Annotated in this window: 14 protein-coding genes; 5 read left to right on the top strand and 9 right to left on the bottom strand. The window is 72.3% G+C overall.

Translation table 11 applies throughout. The features are described from left to right. Nucleotides 1-63 precede the first annotated feature (63 nt). The 3 genes from C7C45_RS10270 to C7C45_RS10260 all read left to right on the top strand — a co-directional run bounded on the left by C7C45_RS10270 (nucleotide 64) and on the right by C7C45_RS10260 (nucleotide 4,470). On the top strand, nucleotides 64-1,287 hold the full coding sequence (locus C7C45_RS10270; RefSeq protein ID WP_110563393.1) for a thiolase family protein: 1,224 nt from the start codon (nucleotides 64-66) through the stop codon (nucleotides 1,285-1,287). Beyond that, nucleotides 1,284-3,353 carry a 3-hydroxyacyl-CoA dehydrogenase NAD-binding domain-containing protein gene (locus C7C45_RS10265; RefSeq protein WP_110563392.1) on the top strand — a complete coding sequence of 690 codons (2,070 nt, stop codon included), beginning with the start codon at nucleotides 1,284-1,286 and terminating at the stop codon, nucleotides 3,351-3,353. The genes C7C45_RS10270 and C7C45_RS10265 overlap by 4 nt, the downstream gene beginning before the upstream one ends. 169 nt (nucleotides 3,354-3,522) lie before the next feature. Next, nucleotides 3,523-4,470, top strand: a complete 948-nt coding sequence (locus C7C45_RS10260; RefSeq protein ID WP_244200319.1) for a hypothetical protein — start codon at nucleotides 3,523-3,525, stop codon at nucleotides 4,468-4,470. A 76-nt stretch (nucleotides 4,471-4,546) separates the two neighbouring features. On the opposite strand, the gene C7C45_RS10255 is transcribed toward C7C45_RS10260, so the two are convergent. From C7C45_RS10255 to C7C45_RS10235, 5 genes are all read right to left on the bottom strand, one after another. Continuing rightward, nucleotides 4,547-5,050, bottom strand: a complete 504-nt coding sequence (locus C7C45_RS10255; RefSeq protein WP_110563391.1) for a levansucrase — start codon at nucleotides 5,048-5,050, stop codon at nucleotides 4,547-4,549. Nucleotides 5,051-5,180: 130 nt separating this feature from the next. Further along, entirely contained in the window at nucleotides 5,181-5,600 is a 420-nt protein-coding gene (locus tag C7C45_RS10250) for a VOC family protein (protein WP_110563390.1), read from the bottom strand. Beyond that, on the bottom strand, nucleotides 5,597-6,004 hold the full coding sequence (locus C7C45_RS33990) for a VOC family protein (RefSeq protein WP_167454694.1): 408 nt from the start codon (nucleotides 6,002-6,004) through the stop codon (nucleotides 5,597-5,599). Before C7C45_RS33990 ends, C7C45_RS10250 begins: the two co-directional genes overlap by 4 nt. A gap of 161 nt (nucleotides 6,005-6,165) precedes the next feature. Further along, a complete protein-coding gene (locus C7C45_RS10240) occupies nucleotides 6,166-7,341 on the bottom strand; it encodes a sensor histidine kinase (RefSeq protein ID WP_110563388.1) in 1,176 nt (391 codons plus the stop codon). Then, on the bottom strand, nucleotides 7,338-8,006 hold the full coding sequence (locus C7C45_RS10235; RefSeq protein WP_110563387.1) for a response regulator transcription factor: 669 nt from the start codon (nucleotides 8,004-8,006) through the stop codon (nucleotides 7,338-7,340). Before C7C45_RS10235 ends, C7C45_RS10240 begins: the two co-directional genes overlap by 4 nt. A gap of 143 nt (nucleotides 8,007-8,149) precedes the next feature. On the opposite strand from C7C45_RS10235, the gene C7C45_RS10230 reads away from it, so the two are divergent. Next, nucleotides 8,150-9,301 carry a peptidase C39 family protein gene (locus tag C7C45_RS10230; RefSeq protein WP_110563386.1) on the top strand — a complete coding sequence of 384 codons (1,152 nt, stop codon included), beginning with the start codon at nucleotides 8,150-8,152 and terminating at the stop codon, nucleotides 9,299-9,301. On the opposite strand, the gene C7C45_RS10225 is transcribed toward C7C45_RS10230, so the two are convergent. Both C7C45_RS10225 and C7C45_RS10220 read right to left on the bottom strand, forming a co-directional pair. Further along, nucleotides 9,302-10,606 carry an outer membrane protein assembly factor BamB family protein gene (locus C7C45_RS10225; protein WP_167454693.1) on the bottom strand — a complete coding sequence of 435 codons (1,305 nt, stop codon included), beginning with the start codon at nucleotides 10,604-10,606 and terminating at the stop codon, nucleotides 9,302-9,304. Next, entirely contained in the window at nucleotides 10,588-11,862 is a 1,275-nt protein-coding gene (locus C7C45_RS10220) for an outer membrane protein assembly factor BamB family protein (RefSeq protein WP_146247304.1), read from the bottom strand. The genes C7C45_RS10225 and C7C45_RS10220 overlap by 19 nt, the downstream gene beginning before the upstream one ends. A gap of 114 nt (nucleotides 11,863-11,976) precedes the next feature. Here C7C45_RS10220 and C7C45_RS10215 point away from each other — a divergent pair, with 114 nt between their 5' ends. Continuing rightward, nucleotides 11,977-13,863: a DUF6311 domain-containing protein gene (locus tag C7C45_RS10215; RefSeq protein WP_110563383.1), complete on the top strand. Its 1,887-nt coding sequence runs from the start codon at nucleotides 11,977-11,979 to the stop codon at nucleotides 13,861-13,863. Here C7C45_RS10215 and C7C45_RS10210 read toward each other — a convergent pair whose 3' ends face one another. Continuing rightward, nucleotides 13,864-15,741: a DUF6311 domain-containing protein gene (locus tag C7C45_RS10210; RefSeq protein WP_244200317.1), complete on the bottom strand. Its 1,878-nt coding sequence runs from the start codon at nucleotides 15,739-15,741 to the stop codon at nucleotides 13,864-13,866. Then, nucleotides 15,741-17,819 carry a DUF6311 domain-containing protein gene (locus C7C45_RS10205; protein WP_110563382.1) on the bottom strand — a complete coding sequence of 693 codons (2,079 nt, stop codon included), beginning with the start codon at nucleotides 17,817-17,819 and terminating at the stop codon, nucleotides 15,741-15,743. The genes C7C45_RS10210 and C7C45_RS10205 overlap by 1 nt, the downstream gene beginning before the upstream one ends. Nucleotides 17,820-17,925: the final 106 nt, after the last annotated feature.

The following is a 17,925-nucleotide window of genomic DNA, read 5'->3' as shown; positions in this document are numbered from 1 at the left end:
CCTCGTTCGGTCTGGAGTGCCGCCCGGCGCGACGGCCGAATCACGGTCGAATAGGAGGCTCAAGTGCCCCGTGAAGTTCGCGATGTCGTCTTCGTCGACGGCGTCCGTACCCCGTTCGGCAAGGCGGGTGGCATGTACGCCAACACCCGCGCCGACGACCTGGTGATCCGCTGCATCCGTGAACTGCTGCGGCGCAACCCGCAACTGCCTCCGGAGCGGGTCGAGGAGGTCGCCATCGCGGCCACCACCCAGATCGGTGACCAGGGCCTCACCATCGGCCGTACCGCCGCCCTGCTGGCCGGTCTGCCCAAGACCGTTCCCGGCTTCGCCATCGACCGGATGTGCGCCGGCGCGATGACCGCCGTGACCACCGTGGCCAGCGGCATCGCCATGGGCGCGTACGACGTCGCCATCGCGGGCGGCGTCGAGCACATGGGACACCACCCGATGGGCGAGGGCGTCGACCCCAACCCGCGCATCATCGCGGAGAAGCTGGTCGACCCGTCCGCGCTGGTCATGGGTGCCACCGCGGAGAACCTGCACGACCTGGTCCCGCACATCACCAAGGCGCGCACCGACGCGTTCGCGCTCGCCTCGCAGCAGAAGACCGCGAAGGCGTACGCCAACGGCAAACTCCAGGACGACCTGGTGCCGATGTCGATTCGCGACGCGGAGGGCGGCTGGGGCCTGGCGACGGTCGACGAGGCCCCGCGGGACACCACGCTGGAGAAGCTCGCCACCCTGAAGACGCCGTTCCGCCCACACGGCAAGGTCACCGCGGGCAATGCGGCCGGTCTGAACGACGGTGCCACCGCGAGCCTGCTCGCCGACGAGGCCACCGCCCGCGAGCTGGGTCTGCCGGTCGCCATGCGGTTGGTGTCGTTCGGGTTCGTCGGTGTGGAGCCGGAGGTGATGGGCGTCGGCCCGATCCCGTCGACGGAGAAGGCGCTGCGCCTGGCCGGGCTCAGCATCGACGACATCGGCCTGTTCGAGCTGAACGAGGCGTTCGCCGTGCAGGTGCTCGCGTTCCTCGACCACTTCGGCATCGCCGACGACGACGCGCGGGTCAACCCGTGGGGCGGCGCGATCGCCATCGGTCACCCGCTGGCCTCCTCCGGCGTGCGGCTGATGACGCAGCTGGCCCGGCAGTTCGCCGAGCACCCCGAGGTCCGGTACGGCCTCACGGCGATGTGCATCGGCATCGGCATGGGCGGCACGGTCATCTGGGAGAACCCACACTGGACGGAGTCCAGCAAGCCTGCTGAGCGGACGGAGGGTGACAAGTGAGCGCACTGGCCGCACCGAACGAGGTCGTGACCCGGGCGCTGCTGCGCCAGGTGAACGTACCGGGGTTGGACCGACCCGCCGCCCTGATCACGCTGGACAACGGCTTCGACCACACCAAGCCGAACACCTTCGGCCCCGGCGGGCTGGCCAGCCTGGACGAGGCGATCACCGCGGCACTCGCCGCTGACCCGGCGTTCATCGCGGTCACCGGCAAGCCGTACATCTTCTGTGTGGGCGCGGACATCGTCGGCCTGCCGCAGCTCGCCGACCGCGCGCAGGCGCTGGAGATCGGCCGGCTCGGCCACCGGGTCTTCGCCCGGCTCAAGGACAGCACGGTCCCCACCTTCGCGTTCGTCAACGGCGCGGCGATGGGCGGCGGCCTGGAGTTGGCGCTGCACTGCCACTACCGGACGCTCTCCGGTGGCGCGGCGGCCCTGGCCCTGCCCGAGGTCTCCCTCGGCCTGGTGCCCGGCTGGGGCGGCACCCAGTTGCTGCCGAACCTGATCGGCATCCCCGCCGCCACCCAGGTGATCATCCAGAACCCGCTGATGCAGAACAAGATGCTCAAGCCGAAGCAGGCCGCCGAGCTGGGCATCGCGGACGTACTGCTGGAGCCGGCCGACTTCCTGGAGCGGTCCCTGGAGTGGGCTGCCGGCGTGGTACGCGGCCAGGTCACCGTCACCCGCCCCGAGGTCGACAAGGACATGTGGGCGGGCGTGCTCTACTTCGCCCGGGAGACGCTGAACCAGCGGCTGCACGGCGCGGTCCCGGCCGCGTACAAGGCTCTCGATCTGCTGGAAACGGCGAAGGACGGCGACTTCGCCGCGGGCACCGCCGCCGAGGACGAGGCCCTCGCCGACCTGGTCTTCTCCGAGGAGCTGCGCAGCGGTCTGTACGCGTTCGACCTGGTGCAGCGGCGGGCCAAGCGGCCGGCCGGCGCACCGGACAAGGGTCTCGCCCGCACGATCACCAAGGTCGGCATCGTCGGCGCCGGCCTGATGGCCAGCCAGTTGGCGTTGCTGTTCGCCCGTCGCCTCCAGGTGCCGGTGGTGATGACCGACCTGGACCAGTCCCGCGTGGACAAGGGCGTCGGCTACGTGCACACCCAGATCGAGAAGGCCGTCACCAAGGGCCGGATGGACAAGGGCACCGCCGCCAAGCTGTACGGCCTGGTCTCGGGCACGGTCGACAAGAGCGCCTTCGCGGACGCCGACTTCGTCATCGAGGCGGTCTTCGAGGACCTGGGCGTCAAGAAGCAGGTCTGGGCCGAGCTGGAGAAGATCGTCTCCCTGGAGGCGGTGCTCGCCACCAACACCAGCTCGTTGTCGATCACCGAGATGGCCGCCGAGCTGGAGCACCCGGAGCGGGTGGTCGGCTTCCACTTCTTCAACCCGGTGGCGGTGCTGCCGCTGCTGGAGATCGTCCGGGGCGAACGGACCGACGACGCCACCCTGGCCACCGCGTTCGCGGTCGGCAAACAGCTCAAGAAGTCGAGTGTGCTGGTCAAGGACGCCCCCGCGTTCGTGGTGAACCGACTGCTCACCCGTTTCCTGGGCACCGTCTTCGCCGCTGTCGACCAGGGCACCTCGCTGGACGTTGCGAACACCGCACTGGACCCCTTGGGCCTGCCGATGCGGCCGCTGGCCCTGCTCCAACTGGTGGGCCCGGCCGTCGCGTACCACGTGGGCGGGACCCTGCACACGGCGTACCCGGACCGGTTCGGCGTCAGCGAGAACCTCCGGCGGATCGCCGACTCCGGTCGGCCGATCGTGGTCGACGACCAGATCGACGAGGAGGTCGCCAAGCTGCTCGTCGTCGGTGACCAGCCGCTGACCGCCGAGCAGGTACGGCAGAACGCGCTCGACGCGCTCGCGCAGGAGGTCCGGCTGATGCTGGACGAGGGTGTGGTCGCCGAGGCGCAGGACATCGACCTGTGCATGATCCTCGGCGCCGGTTGGCCATTCCATCTGGGCGGCGTCACGCCGTACCTGGACCGGACCGGCACCTCCGAGAGGGTCACCGGTCAGCGGTTCCTGCCGCGCGGGGCGGCGAGCCTGCCCGCCTGAGGGCTTCGCAGCACCACGGTCGCGGTGGTCGGATCGTCTCTCGTGGACGGCCGGCCACCGCGACCGTTTGTGATCAGCCGGCCGTCGAAGGGGACTTCAGCACGGACAACACCTGCAGCCACCCCGGGTTAAGATCACGCGTTTTGCACCCCCAACTTGGAGCCAACTGATGTCTGAGCCGCCGGCCACCCCATACGGCCCGCCGCACAATTCCCCCACCCCGCCGCAGCAGCCAGGTCAGCCGCAGCAGCCGGGTCAGCCGCAGCAGGCCGGTGGTTGGCCGGGTCAGCCGCAGCAGGCCGGTGGTTGGCCGCAGCAGCCCGGCCAGCCGGGTCAGCCGGGTCAGCCGCAGCAGCCCGCTGGCTGGCCGCAGCAGCCCGGCCAGCCGGGTCAGCCGCAGCAGCCCGGTGGTTGGCCGCAGCAGCCGCAGCAGCCCGGCGGTTGGCCGCCGCCGCAGCAGCAGGGCTTCCCGCCCGCACAGCCGGGTCAGCCGTACGGAGACCCGTACCTGCCCGGCGGCCCGCCGCCGGCGAAGAAGTCGAACGTCGGCAAGATCGTGCTGATCGTGCTGGCGGTGGTGTTGGTGCTCTGCGTCGGCGGGGTGGCGATCACCTGGTTGACCGTCAAGGACGAGGTGGGCGACGTCGTCGACGCCACCAAGACCCGGGTGGTCGCGCCGGAGACCCTCGCCGGCCGGCCGAAGATCACCGACCCGCAGTTGCAGGCGGCCGCCGACGATCTGGTCACCATGATGAAGGCGGAGGTGCAGAACGAGACCAGCACGATCGGCGCCTTCTACGGTGACCCGACCAAGCGGGACCTGGTCATGGTCACCGCCGTGTCCGGCCTGTTGACGGACCCGAAGAAGGAACTGGAAGACGCCGTTACCGGCCTCTCCACCGAGCTGAGCGTGACCAACATGGCGGTGGCCGAGGCCGGCCCGCTCGGCGGTGACGCGCGCTGCGGCGACGGTAAGGCCGCCGGGAACGTGCCACTGGGCGTCTGCGTCTGGGCCGACCGGGGCAGCCTGGGCATGGTGGTGATCTACTTCAAGACCGCCGAGCAGGTGGAGGCCGAGTTCGCCACGATCCGCGGCCAGGTCGAGCAGCGCTCCTGAAGCCGTACACGGCCGGGGCCCCGGCCACCTCAGGGTGGCCGGGGCCCCGTGCCGTACTCCACGGGACCGCTCGGGCTCAGGCCACCGGGAAGTACGCGTTCAGCTTGTTCCGCAGGTGGGCCGCGTAGATGAAGCCGAGCACCGGGTTGCCGCGGTAGGCGCTGGCCGTGCCGCTGCCGGCCTCCACCGCCACCGGTCGGGCCACCGCGGCGAACTTCACCTGCTGGCCCCCCTGCGCCCACGCCGAGGCCGCCGGCTCGACCTGGGTGCCGACCAGGGCGGGGAACACCGCCACGCCGTTCTGAAAGCCACGCAGCTGCCCCTTGCGGGCCAACACGTAGTCCATCGCCGTGGCGGTGAACCTCTGCAGGGCGTCCGCCGTGACAAGCGTCGCCGGTGCGGCGACCGTGAACAGGTGCAGCTTGGTCGCCATCCACCGCATCCGGAAATCGCCCCGGTGGCCGATCAGCACCGGTACGCCGCCCCAGTCCTCGGTCCGCACCTCGCAACCGTCGGCCCGAAGCCGCTCACCGGTCGCGGTGAGGTACGCCCGCACCGGCTCCGTCGCCGTCGTGTCCATCTGCCCACGCCTTTCCCTGGCTCGCTCTGGCCGCTCATCTAACACCACCGCCGCCTGCCCCGCCGCCCCTGTCGATCATGGGCCCCAGCCACCCGAAGGTGGCCGGGGGCCCCGGGCCGTACGCCGGCGGTCAGGCCGGTTCGTTGTCTCCCGCCGCGGCCCGCGCCGCCGCTGCCGCCGCCCGCTCAGCCTTGTTGCCGAGCACGCAGAACTCGTTGCCCTCCGGGTCGGCGAGCAGCACCCAACCACCACCGGTCGGGCCGACGTGGTCGGCGACGAGCGTCGCGCCGATGCCGAGCAGTCGCTCGACCTCCTCGGCCCGGGTCCGGTCGGCGGGTTGCAGGTCGAGGTGCAGCCGGTTCTTCACCGTCTTGCCCTCGGGCACCGCGATGAACAGCACCTCCGGGCCACCCGGCGGCAGGAGCATCGCCTCCGGGTCGCCGGGGAAGTCGTCAGGTTGCCGGGGGCAGTCGAAGACCTGCGCCCAGAAGCCGGCCAGGGCGTACGTGTCGGAACAGTCGATGCTGATGTTGTGGATCGTCGAACTCACAGCTGGTCCTCCACAGTGGTGGTGGCGACACGTTCCCCGGCGCTGCGCAGCACGCAGAACTCGTTCCCCTCCGGGTCGGCGAGCACCGCCCAGCCCGTGCCATCGGCGTGCCGATGGTCGGTGACCAGGGTGGCCCCGAGGGCGAGCACCCGTTCGACCTCCTCATCTCTGGTCCGGTCGACAGGTTCCAGGCAGATGTGGAGCCGGTTCTTTGTCGCCTTCTCCTCCGGCACCTCTTGGAAGAACAGGTTCGGGGTGGCGTCGTCCGACGGCAGCAGGGCCGCCTCCGGCTCACCCGGGGCGTTCTCGCCGTGCGGGGCGTAGCCGAGCACGGCTTCCCAGAAGCCAGCCAGGGCGTACGTGTCGTGGCAGTCAAAACTGATGTTGCGGATCCGTGGATACACGGGTGTTCCCTCCGAACGGGATGGGACGCTCCGCTTCCGGGAGTCAGCCGGCGCAGACCCGGGGTGCGGACTCATGATTGGTGGACATCGACGCACCCCCCTTCGCTTCTCGGGCTGACGCAGTGATCTTGCCAGCGGCCGAGTGCTGCGCGCAACCCCCGTCAGCCGTGGCTGGGCACCGACCCGTTGACCGCCGGAGCGTCCGCCGACGGGAGGGTGACCGTTACCTCCAGACCACCACCCGGCTGCGCGATCACCCTTACGGTGCCGCCGTGCGCCGTGCAGACCGCCCGGACGATGGACAGCCCCAGGCCGGAGCCGCGGGCCCCGGTGCGTTCCCGGCCGCCGCGCCGGAACGGCTCGAACAGCCCCGGCACGTCGGCCTGGTCCACCTCGAACCCGGTGTTGCCCACCACCAGCCAGGACCGGTCGCCGTCGGTGCCGGTACGCACCCAGAGCCGGCCGTGCAGGTGGTTGTAGCGAACCGCGTTCTCGATGAGATTGCCGGCCAACCGGTCGAGCAGCCCCGGGTCGCCGACGACCGGCGCGGACTCCAGCGACGTCTGCACCCGCAGGCCGATCCGCTCCACCTCCCGGCGCATCGCCGACAGCGCGTTCGCGGTGCCCGCAGAGAGATCACACTCGGTACGCCGGCCCAGCTGCCGCCCGGCCTGCGCCTCGCTACGGGCCAGCACCAGCAGCGCGTCCACCAGGCCGTTGGCGCGCTCGGACGCGTCCCGGACCACTGTCGCCATCCGTCGGTACTCGGCGGCGTCCGCGTCGTCGTCGCTGAGCGTCACGTCGATCTCGGTCCGCATCACGGCGAGCGGGGTACGCAGCTCATGCGAGGCGTTCGCCACGAAGCGCTTCTGCGCCTCGAACGCGGACGCGATCCGGTCCAGCATGGCGTCGAACGTCTTGGCCAGCTCGGCCACCTCGTCGTCGGCGCCCGAGTAGCCGATCCGCTGGTCCAGGGTCGCCTCGCCGAGCCGTTGCGCGGTCGCGGTGACCTGGTGCAGTGGGCGCAGCGCCCGACCGGCCACCGCGTACGCGCCGGCCACCCCGACCACACTGATCGCCAACAGCGCGACCAGGCCCTTGGCCAACAACTCCCCGGACGCGGAGTCGACAAGCTGCCGCTGCCACTCGGCGGCGTCCATCCGTCGGCCGTCGGAGAGCAGCACGACCGTGCCGGGCAGCAGCTCGTCGGTGGGCCGCAGCGCGTCACGGACCAGCAGCCAGGCCAGCAGCACGAGGATCGCCCCCGCACCGACCAGCAGCACCCCGTTGAGCAGGGTCAGCCGCAGCCGCAGGGTGGGCCGCACCCTGCGGCTCACGCGCGCACCTCCGCCGTGCGGTAGCCCGCGCCCACCACCGTCTCGATCAGCGGCGGGTCACCGAGCTTCTTCCGCAGGGTCATCACGGTGACCCGGACGATGGTGGTGAACGGGTCGGTGTTGGCGTCCCAGACCCGTTCCAGCAGCTCCTCACTGGAAACCACCGCGCCACGCGCCTTGAGCAGTTCGCTGAGCACCCCGAACTCCTTGTTGGTCAGGTCGACCGGCACTCCGGCGCGGGTGGCCACCCGGCGGGCCGGGTCGAGCACCAGGTCGGCCAGTTCGAGCACCGGCGGCGCGGCCGGGGTGGCCCGCCGGCCCAGCGCCTGCACCCGGGCTACCAGTTCGTCGAAGGCGAACGGCTTGGGCAGGTAGTCGTCCGCGCCGAGCTGCAACCCCTCCACCCGGTCGGCCACCGTGCCACTCGCGGTGAGCATCAGCACCCGGGTCAACGCGCCGGAGGCGGCCAGGTCGGCGCAGATCTGGTCACCGTGCACACCCGGCAGGTCGCGGTCCAGCACCACCACGTCGTAGCGGGTGACGAACGCCGCCTCGTGGCCGGCGTCGCCGTCGTACGCCACGTCGACCGCCATCCCCCGCTTGCGCAACCCGCGCGCGATCGCGTCGGCGAGGTTGCGCTCGTCCTCCACCACCAGTACCCGCATCCCCGGCCTCCTCGCTGCTGACCACCGACAACCTAGTGCCAGCCGGCAACCATCGTCCCGCGCCGCCCGCGCCGGTCGGCGTTGCGGACCACCGCGGCGTACGCGATGCTGTGCGGCGGCACCGAGCGACGGATGGACCTGTCATGACCATCGCGGCACCACCCACCCGGCGGGACATCGCCTACCGGGGCTTCCACCTGCCGGCGGACACGACGGCCGGCAGCGTCGACGGTCTGCTCGCCACCGATCGGGGCCTGACCCTCGACGGTGCCGTAGAGCGCGGGACCTGGACGGCACCGCCGGTGCGTGTCGGTTTCCCGGTCGCCGAGGTGGTGCCGTCCTGGATCGCCGACACCCCGGACGACTGCTGGATCGAGGTCGAGCTGCGCGGCTGGCACGACGACGCGGCCAGCACCGACTGGTATCCGCTGGCCCGCTGGGCGGCCGGCGACCACGCGGTTCGACGCACCTCCGTGCCCGGGCAACGCGACGGCGACGCCCGGGTCGACACCGACACCCTGATCGTGACCGGCGCGACGGTCACCGGTTGGCAGGCGCGGGTGATCCTGTGCCGGCCGGCCGGCAGCCCGACCGGGCCGGTGCTGCGCGGCATCGGCGCGGTCGCCACCGGCGCCACCTTGACCGACCAGGGATACGAGCAGGAGCCCGACTCGGTCGACGCCCGTGGGCGGGTGCTGGACGTGCCCCGCTACTCGCAGCGCCTGCACGCCGGCCAGTACCCGCAGTGGGGTGGCGGCGGGGACTCCTGGTGCAGCCCCACCTGCACCTCCATGGTGCTCGCCTACTGGGGTGCCGAGCCGGCACCGGAGCGTTACGCCTGGGTGGAGCCGTCCGGCCCCCGTCCGGTGGTGGTGCACGCCGCCCGGCACTGCTACGACCACGCGTACGCCGGGGCCGGCAACTGGCCGTTCAACACCGCGTACGCCGGTCTGCACGGGGTGGACGCGTTCGTCACCCGGCTACGGTCACTGGTCGAGGCCGAGGCGTTCATCGCGGCCGGCATCCCCCTGATCGTCTCCGCCGCGTTCCGGGCCGACGAGGTGCCGGGACTCGCCTACGACACCGGCGGCCACCTGATGGTGCTCGTCGGTTTCACCGCCGACGGTGACCCGGTGCTCAACGACCCGTACGCCCCGGACGACGACGCGGTCCGCCGAACCGTGCCCCGGCGGCAGTTCGAGGCGGTCTGGCAGCGGGGCAGCGGCGGCGTGGCGTACGTGCTGCGACCCGCGTCGGTGCCGCTGCCCCCGCCGCCCGCCCAGGCCAACTGGTGATCAGCCGGGCAACTGCCACAGTTTGAACGAGCCGTCCACGTGCCGGCACCGCAGCTGGTCGACGATCGCCTGGCACTCCCCCGTGGCGTCCGGCAGCACGTCCAGCATGCGCGCCTCCCCGGCCCGAACGTCCAGCTCCGCGACGAGTAGCCCACCGTCCGGGTGCCGGCGCACGCCGAACAGGGGGCCGTCGAGGCCGAACTGGACCAGCTCCCAACGGCCCAGCTCGGCCAACACTCGACCGGTCAGCGGATCGAGCACGACGAACTGCTGCAGGGTGGTGTCCGAGGTGCTCAACGTGCTGGTCAGCAGACGTCCGCCCGTGGGGGACGCCCACGCCCAGCGGTCACTGCGCCACCGCTCCGCACCGGTCGCGAGGTCGACCGCTCGCAGCCCCGCGAGACGGGTCTGCAGACACAGGACCGGGCCGCAGTCCCCCACGAAATCCACCCGGCCGGACGTGCTGCTCCAGCGCCGGTCCAGCCGGTCCAGCCCGTAGGCGGTGACCGTGACCGGGTCCCCACCGATGGTGAGCAGAAGATCGTTCACCACCTCCACGTACCCGAGCGTCCCGCCGCCGGGTGGGCGCAGGTCGGCCCGGGCCAGCACCGCACCGGTGGTCGCGTCGCGTACCTCGGTCGGGCCGTTCTCCTGGTTGAGCACCACCCGGTCCACCCCGGGGCCGGTTTCCCGGAAATTGATCCAGTCGGCGGCGTCGGGTAGTTGCCAACGTACGGCGCCACAGCAGGGGTCGACCGCGCGCAGGCTTTGCGGTTCGTCATCGCCGCCGGAATGCAGCAGCAGGTTGCCGTCGGCCAACCTCCTGGCGCTGCCCGGCTGCTGCCACCGGTACGCGCCGGTGGCCCGGTCCAGCGCCACCGTGAGGTTGCCCTGACCCTCCGGGCCGATCTCGTACCCGGTAGCCAGCAGCATCCCGGCCAGTGGTGCGACCCCCCAGTACCGGGCCCCCGCTGGTAGTGACGCCTGCCAGATCGGGTCGCCACCGGGCAGCCGAAACGTGGCCAGCCGCTGCGGCCTCTGCACGTCGGTGGCCGCGTCGATGACCACGAGCAGGTCATCGATGACCACGACGTCGGCCCCGGCCGAGACCGGCAACGTCACCGCGGCCCGCCGGGGCTGCGGCACGGCGGCGGAGGCGATGGTGGCCAGCACGAGCAGCAGGACCAGCGCGCAGCGCAGCGGCCGACCGTTCGCGCGGGGTGGGCGGGGCAGCGGGTCCGCGTCCGGCCCGTGCCGGAGCTCGCCGAGGTCGATCACCGGGCCGGTCACGGTTGCAACCGCCACAGCACGGTCGTGCCGTCGAGGCCTTGGCAGAGCAGGATCGGTAGGGACGCCTGGCAGCTGTTGGCGAGGCCCGGCACCACGTCGATGACCCGCGCTCGACCGGCCACCAGGTCCAGTTCGGCGACGACCACCCGGCCGTCGGCCGTCTGCCGCACCCCGACCAGCGGATCGTCGCGCCCGAGCAACGGAATCAGGACCCACTTGCCCAACTCGGTCCGTGCCTGCCCGGTCGCCGAGTCCCGCACCACGTACCCCTCGCCCGTCCCGGCCACCAACAGCCGGTCGCCCCGGACATCGGCCAACAGGTCCGTCGGGTCGGACCAGTGCAGCAGGCCGGTGGCCGGATCGAGGACCTGGAGGCCGCCGTTCTGCGGCGCCACGCAGAGCAGGTCGCCGCAGCGGGTCGCCCACGACACCAGCGACACGTCGGCCGTCCAGCGCCGTTCCAGCCCGGGCAGCCCGTAGCCCACCAGGCGGGTACCGCCGGGTGGGACGAGCAGCAACAGGTCGTCAACGACCTGCACCCGCTGGAACGCCGACCGGTCGCCGGGCAGGGTGTCGACGCTGCGCAACAGCCGGCCGCTGCTGGCGTCGTACACCTGCACCTCGCCGGTCGGCTGCACGAGTAGGAACTGGTCGACCCGACCGTCGGCCCCGTGGTAGATGTTGTCCGCGCCCTCCGGGACGGGCACCGACCAGAGCAACCGGCCGGTCTCGGGCTCGACCCGGCTGATCGCGCCCGACCCGTCTTCCCGGGGGTCCGACAGCAGCAGGCCGCCGTCGACGATCGGTTGGGGAGCGCCAGGATGCTGCCAGCGCTGTTGGCCCGTCTCGGCATCGAATGCGGTGGTATGGAACACCCCGTCCGTGGCGCTGACCCCCATCGCCAGCACCAGCCCCTGCTGGACCCGGACGTCGAGGTAGTCACCCTGGCGGGGCAGCGACGCCTGCCACCGCCGCCGCACACTCGCGCCGCTCGGCGACGGCTCGGCGTACGCGGTCAGGTACCGGTCCTTGTCGGGTGTCGGCGGGTCGACCACGAAGACGTCATCCGCAGCGAGGTAGACCGCAGCCGCGCGTGGCCCCGGCACCACGCTCACCATCCGTTCCGGAAACGGTGTCGCACCGGCCAACACCACCAGGGCGAGGAGCAGCACGGCAGCGCTGCGCAGTGGGCGGCCGGCGGCGCGTGGCCGGCGGGCCGGCGGCACAACTGTCGACTCGTCCCTGACTTCGCCCAGCTCGATGATCGACAACGACCGTCCTTCCTCAGCGCGCCCGGCTAGCCGACAGGTTGGCGTCCGGCAAACCGACCGTGGGTGCACCGGGCCGGCAAAAGCGACGGACCCACGCCTGTACGATGGCGCGTCGTGGCTGTGCCGGTGGTAGACCCTTCGCTGAATCCCGTGACCGACGCCGACCCGGCCGAGGTCGAGCCGGCACGGCGGCCTCGACGCCGCCCGGCCCGAGCCGACCTGTTGGCCCTCGGAGCCTATGTGCTGCTGGGCATCTTCGTCTGCCTCAACTACTGGGGTGACGTCAGCGGCCGGGTCTCCTCGCACCTGCCCACCGACCACAGCTGGTTCGAGTGGCTGTTCGCGCACGGCGCGTACTCGGTGCGGCACCTGGAGAACCCGCTCTTCACGGCCCGGCAGAACGCCCCGGACGGGGTGAACATGATGGCCAACACCTCGCTGCTCGGGATGACCCTGCCGCTGGCCCCGCTGACCCTGCTGCTCGGCCCCCAGGTGATGTACGCGCTCTACCTCGGTGGGGCGCTGGCGGCAACCGCCGGCACGGGGTACTGGATGCTCTCCCGCCACCTGGTGCGTTCCCGGGCGGCGGCCTTCGTCGGCGGCGCGTTCCTCGGCTTCGCGCCGGGAGTCATCCACCACGCCAACGGGCAGCCCAACTTCGTGTCCAACTTCCTGCTGCCGCTGATCGTGGTGCGGGTGCTGCGCCTGGGTGAGCCGGGCCGGTGGCGGCGCAACGGGCTGGTGCTCGGGGCGCTGGTGACGTACCAGATCTTCATCAACGAGGAGATGCTGCTGCTCACCGCGCTGGCCTGCCTGGTCGTCGTGCTGGCGTACGCCGTGCAGCGGCCACGGGCCACCCGGGCCGCCGCCGGCACGTTCCTGGCCGGGCTCGGCGTCGCCGGTGGGCTGACCCTGGTGCTCGCGGCGTACCCGATCTGGTACCAGTTCAACGGCCCGCAGTCCTACCGGGGGTTGCAGGGTGGCGTCTTCCACAACTGGGGCGAGGACCTGGTCGCCTTCGTCACCTTCGCGCGGGACACCTGGGCCGGCGATCCGGCCGTGGAGAAGACGATCGGGCTGACCGAGCAGAACACCTGGTTCGGCTGGCCGCTGGTGCTGCTCTCGCTGGTGGCTCTGGTGCTGCTCGTACGCCGGTCGCTGGCCACGCGGATCGTCGCGGTGCTGATCGTGGTGTTCAGCGTCGCCGCGATCGGGCCGTGGGTGCGCTTCGACGGCGTGGAGACCGGTGTGCGCGGCCCGTGGTCGTACGTGCCGGACGACCTGCCGCTGGTCGAGATGATGATGCCGACCCGGCTGACGCTGGTGGTTGCCGCCGCGGTGGGCGTACTGCTCGCGTTGACCTGGGACGCCGCGCACCGCCAGGGGCGCCCGGTGACCGACCGGCCGCGGGTGCCGGCCCAACGCGCCGGTGAGCCGGCGACGTCCGACGCCGCGCCCGCGCCGGTCGCGCGCCGTCGGTGGCTGCGCCCGGTCGGGTACGCGGCGGTCGCCCTCGCCGTCCTGCCGCTCTTTCCCCGGCCGTTGCCCGCCCAGCAGATCGACCCGCCGCCGCACTTCATCACCGCCGGCGGCTGGCGGCCGTACGTGCCGGCGGGCCGGACCCTGGTGCCGGTGCCGATCCCGAGCAACGTGCACGGCCTGCCGACCCTGCGCTGGAGTGCGCTCACCGGGCAGGAGTTCCCCGTCCCGGGCGGCTACTTCATCGGCCCCAACGAGTTGGGCGAGGGAGTCTTCGGCGCACCGAACCGGCCCACCAGCACCCTCATCTACTCCACGATGGACAAGGGCCAGGTGCCGGCGCTCACCGACGAGAACCGCCGCCAGGCCATCGAGGATCTGCGGTTCTGGCGGGCATCGGTGGTGGTCCTCGGGGCACACCCGCGCGAGGCGGTGCTGCGCGAACTGGTCACCGGTCTGCTCGGGTCGCCGCAGCGGGTCGACGACGTCTGGGTCTGGGACGTCCGCGCGCTGGTGGGTTGACTAACGCACGCGGTCCCGGACGTCCCACACCCACCCGCCGTCGACCGGTCGACCCGGGCCGAGCAGGTCGTCGACGGTCCGGCGGACCGGGTCACCGTGCTCCAGCCAGCCGAGCACCACCACCGCGGCACGCCAGTGCCGCAGGTCCTCGACGGCCTGGCGGCGGTCGGCGTCGGTGAGCACCGGCACCGCGCCGGACTGGGCCACCCGGCGTAGCAGCACCGACGTGGGCCGGTCCGGCGCCCCCCAGCGGGCCGCCGGGTCGTCCGGGCCGCTGGGGCCGATGAAGTAACCGCCGGGCGCGCGGAACGCCAGACCGGTACGGGCGGACCACAGCATCACCGCGCTGCGCCCGGCACCCGTGACCGGGGGTAACGCGACCACCGTCCGGCCCGGCGGCACCAGGGGACGCCAGCCACCGTCGGCGACGAACGCCGGTACCGGCGCGACCGGCACCACGCGGATCGGCGTCGGAACGAGCGGCAGCAACGCGGCGGCGACCGCGCCGGCCCACAGCAACCGCACCGGCAGGCCGGGCACCGTGGCCGGCCCGCGCGCGGTGCGGACCCGGTCCAGGGACAGCGCCACCAGCACACCCAGCACCGGTACGCAGACCAGCGCGAACCGGGCCGGCACCGCGAGGTCGAGCAGCGGCAGCCCGGCGACCAGCCGGTACGGCCCGGGGATGCCGGTGGCGGTGCCGTCCACCCGCAGCTCGGTGCCGAGCGAGAGCAGGGCGAAGACCACTCCGCAACCAGCAAGCGCCCGGACCAGTGGTCGTCGCCACTGCCAGATCACGATCACCACGGCGAGCACCAGCAGTCCCGGGCCGAAGAACGAGTTCTCCTCGGTCGGGTTCGGCGAGAGCAACCCGGGCAGCCAGTCGTCACCGAGCACGGTCTGCCGGGCCGACGCGGTGAACGACGCGGCGTCCAACTGGAAGCCCTGCGTGGCGAACGCCATGCCCGAGTAGTGCTGCGGGCCGTAGAACTGGAACCACAGCGGGTAGGCCAGCGGCACCGCCGCCACCCCGGCCGCCACCGCGAGCCGCCCGAAGAGGGCCGGCGCGAGCCGTCGGGCGGCCGCACGGTCGGCCAGCGCGTAGCCCAGCGCGAACACCCCGGCCGCGAGCGCGAGGAAGACCAGCACCTCCTCGCCGATGAAGACCTGCCAGACGAGCAGCAGCCCGAGGCCGACGCCGGGACGCCACACGCCGTCGGACCGCCACACGCCCTCGGGTCGGCGCAGGTCGTCGGGTCGGCGCAGGTCGTCGGGTCGGTGCAGGTCGTCGGGTCGGTGGGCCGGATTCGGGGCGGGCCGGAACACCAGGGCGAGGATCGCGGGCACCAGGAACTGTGCGGCGATGTGCGGGTGGGCACCCGCCTGGGCGATCATGCCCGGGGCGAAGCCGCAGATCAGACCGCCGACCGCGGCTGCGGACCGGGTGGTGACCAGTCGGCGGCGCAGCAGCGCGTACCAGGCGGCAGCGGTGCCGGCGAGGCAGCAGACCACCGCCACGCAGAACGCCACCTGCGAGCCGAAGAGCAGGGTGACCGGGGCCAGCGGGACACCCAGGCCGAGGACCGAGGTGTTCGCCATCAGGTTGACCCCGTCGGGCGCGTTCAGCCCCACACCGTAGAGCGGGTTCTCCCCCTCGACCAGGGCGTGGGCCGCGTGGGCCAGCATCCACTCGAAGAGGACCTGGTCACCTGCCTGGTGGAACAGCCGCCACGGGTGACCCCACTGCGCGCAGGTCAGCACCGCGGCCAGCCCCAGATAGCCGGCCACCACCAGCACGTCGGTGAGCCAGGCCGGCCGGGAGGTGCGGGCCGCCGCCGCCGGGGACGCGGTGATCGGTGACGTCGTCCCGGTGGTCATCAGACCGAGCGGTCGGTCAGCGCCCGGACGTCCCACACCCAGACGTCCAGCTCCTGGCGGCCCGGGCCGACCAGCTCCTCGACGGTACGTCGCAGCGGCTCCGCGTTCTGCTGCCGCACCGGCAGCACCAGGATCGCCGCCCGCCAGTGCCGCAGCTCGTCGGTGAATCGGCGGCGCTGCCGGTCGTCGAGCTTCGGCGTACGGCCGGTGGTCGCCACCTCCTCCAGCATCTGGCCCACCCCGCTGGGTCGGCCGCCGAACCGGCCGGCGTCACCGGTGTTGCCGTTGCGGGGTGCGAGGAAGTAACCGCCGGGGATCTTGAAGTCGAGGTTGGTGGCCGCCGCCCAGCGCATACCGTGCGTGTTGCCCATGCTGGGCACCGGGATCGGCACCAGCGTCTGGTCCGGCCCGACGTACGCCCGCCAGCGGTCGGCGGTGATGAAGTCCGGCACCGGCGGCCTGCCGACCATCCGCAGCGGCATAGGGGCGATCGGCAGCAACGCGAACGCCAGGCCTGCGGCGGTGAGCACCCGTACGGTGCGCCGATCGGCGACGCGCAACGCCCAGGCCCGCTCGACGGCGAACGCGAGTAGCAGACCGATCACGACACTGGTGATCAGACCGAACCGGGTCGGCACCACCGCGTCCAGCAGCGGCAGGTGAACCAACCACTGCCACGGCCCGCTGACCAGTTCCCGATCCCACCAGGAGACCCGCTCGCCGAGCGACAGCACGGCGAAGAGCAGGCCCGTCACCGCGAGCGCGCGGACGATCAACTCCCGGCGCAGCCAGACCACGACGCCGATGGCGAGCAGCGACAGGCTCCAGCCGAAGAAGGCGTTCTCCTCCGAGTAGTTCGGCGCCAGGTTGATGTTGGCTCGTTGGTTGCCGCCGAGGGTGGGTGAGCCGGGGGCGAAGAAGGCGGCGATGTCGTTGCCGTAGTCCTTCACCGCGTCGCTGAGCCCGTGGTAGGCCATCGGCCCGGCGAACTGCACATACAGGGGGTACGCCAGCAGCGCCCCGGCCAGCAGCCCGCAGGTCACCACACCGGCGCCCAGGGGCCGCCAGGCGGTCCGCCAGCGGGCCGGCTCCTGCACGAGCACCGCCAGCAGGAAGACACCGCACGCCAGCGCCGTGAAGAGCAGGATCTCCTCGTTGATGAACGCCTGCACGGTGACCAGCAGTGCGAGCAGCGCCCCGTCCAGGACCGGCCGGCGCGACCGGGTGAGCACCAGCACCCGCCAGACGATGAACGGCAGCAGGAACTGGCTGATGATGTTCGGGTGCCAACTGGCGTGCGAGAGCATCGCGGGCGAGAACCCGCAGAACCAACCGCCGACCGCCGCCGCGAGCGGCGTACGCACCAGATGGCGGGAGAGCATGAGGTACCAGGCCATGGCGGTACCGGCGAGGCCGAGCGTCACCAGCAACACGAAGGAGACAGCCGGCCCGAACAGCAGCGTCACCGGGACCATCGGAATGCCCAGTGCCAGCACCGCCGTGTTGGCCATCAGGTTGACGCCGTCGGGGTAGTTGAACTGCTCGGTGTAGAACGGGTACTCGCCGTGCAGCACCACGCGTACCGAGTGGGCGAGGAAGAACTGCACCTGCGCCGGGTCACCGGTGTAGAGCGAGGCCACCCGGCCGGACGGGTCCAGCCAGATCCGGCTGGTCACCCAGAGCGCCGCGAGCAGAAACAGTCCGCCGACCGCCAGGTGCTGCCGCCGCCGGGTCCACCGACGCCACCACGCGCGCGTCGGTACGGCCGGCGTGCCGTCAGCCGGCCCGGCGGGCTCGGCGGGAGCCGGCGCCTCGGCGGGAGCTGGCGCCTCGGCGGGAGCTGGCGCCTCGGCGGGAGCTGGCGCCTCGGCTGGAGCTGGCGCCTCGGCTGGAGCTGGCGCCTCGGCTGGGGCGGCGAGCGTGGCCTCGGTGGCCTCTACCGGCGCGGTGGAGGTGCTGGTCAGCGCGGCGGGGCCGGCGAGGAGGCCGACCGGAGTGCGATAGCTCACCATCTCGTCGGAGCCGGCTGCCGCCTCCGGGTGCGGCGCGGGCAGGGCGCGGGACTCGGCAGGCGTCACAGTCGGCGGAGTCTACCGGAGCAACGAAAACACACTAAAACCCCGGTGATGTCCACTGTGGTCGTTGCGGCGACGGCCACCGCGGGCCCCGCATCGGACATCTCGT

Origin of the sequence: Micromonospora arborensis (assembly GCF_003205615.1) — a bacterium.
GTDB classification, from domain to species: Bacteria; Actinomycetota; Actinomycetes; order Mycobacteriales; family Micromonosporaceae; genus Micromonospora; species Micromonospora arborensis.
The sequence above is the reverse complement of the archived record's forward strand: the minus strand, read 5'-3'. Positions and strand labels throughout refer to the sequence as shown.

Bases quoted from the DNA above. Each gene is read 5' to 3' on its own strand.
- C7C45_RS10255 (WP_110563391.1), bottom strand. From the start codon at position 5,050: ATGGACACGACGGCGACGGAGCCGGTGCGGGCGTACCTCACCGCGACC.
- C7C45_RS10210 (WP_244200317.1), bottom strand. From the start codon at position 15,741: ATGACCACCGGGACGACGTCACCGATCACCGCGTCCCCGGCGGCGGCG.
- C7C45_RS10260 (WP_244200319.1), top strand. From the start codon at position 3,523: ATGTCTGAGCCGCCGGCCACCCCATACGGCCCGCCGCACAATTCCCCC.
- C7C45_RS10230 (WP_110563386.1), top strand. From the start codon at position 8,150: ATGACCATCGCGGCACCACCCACCCGGCGGGACATCGCCTACCGGGGC.
- C7C45_RS10235 (WP_110563387.1), bottom strand. From the start codon at position 8,006: ATGCGGGTACTGGTGGTGGAGGACGAGCGCAACCTCGCCGACGCGATC.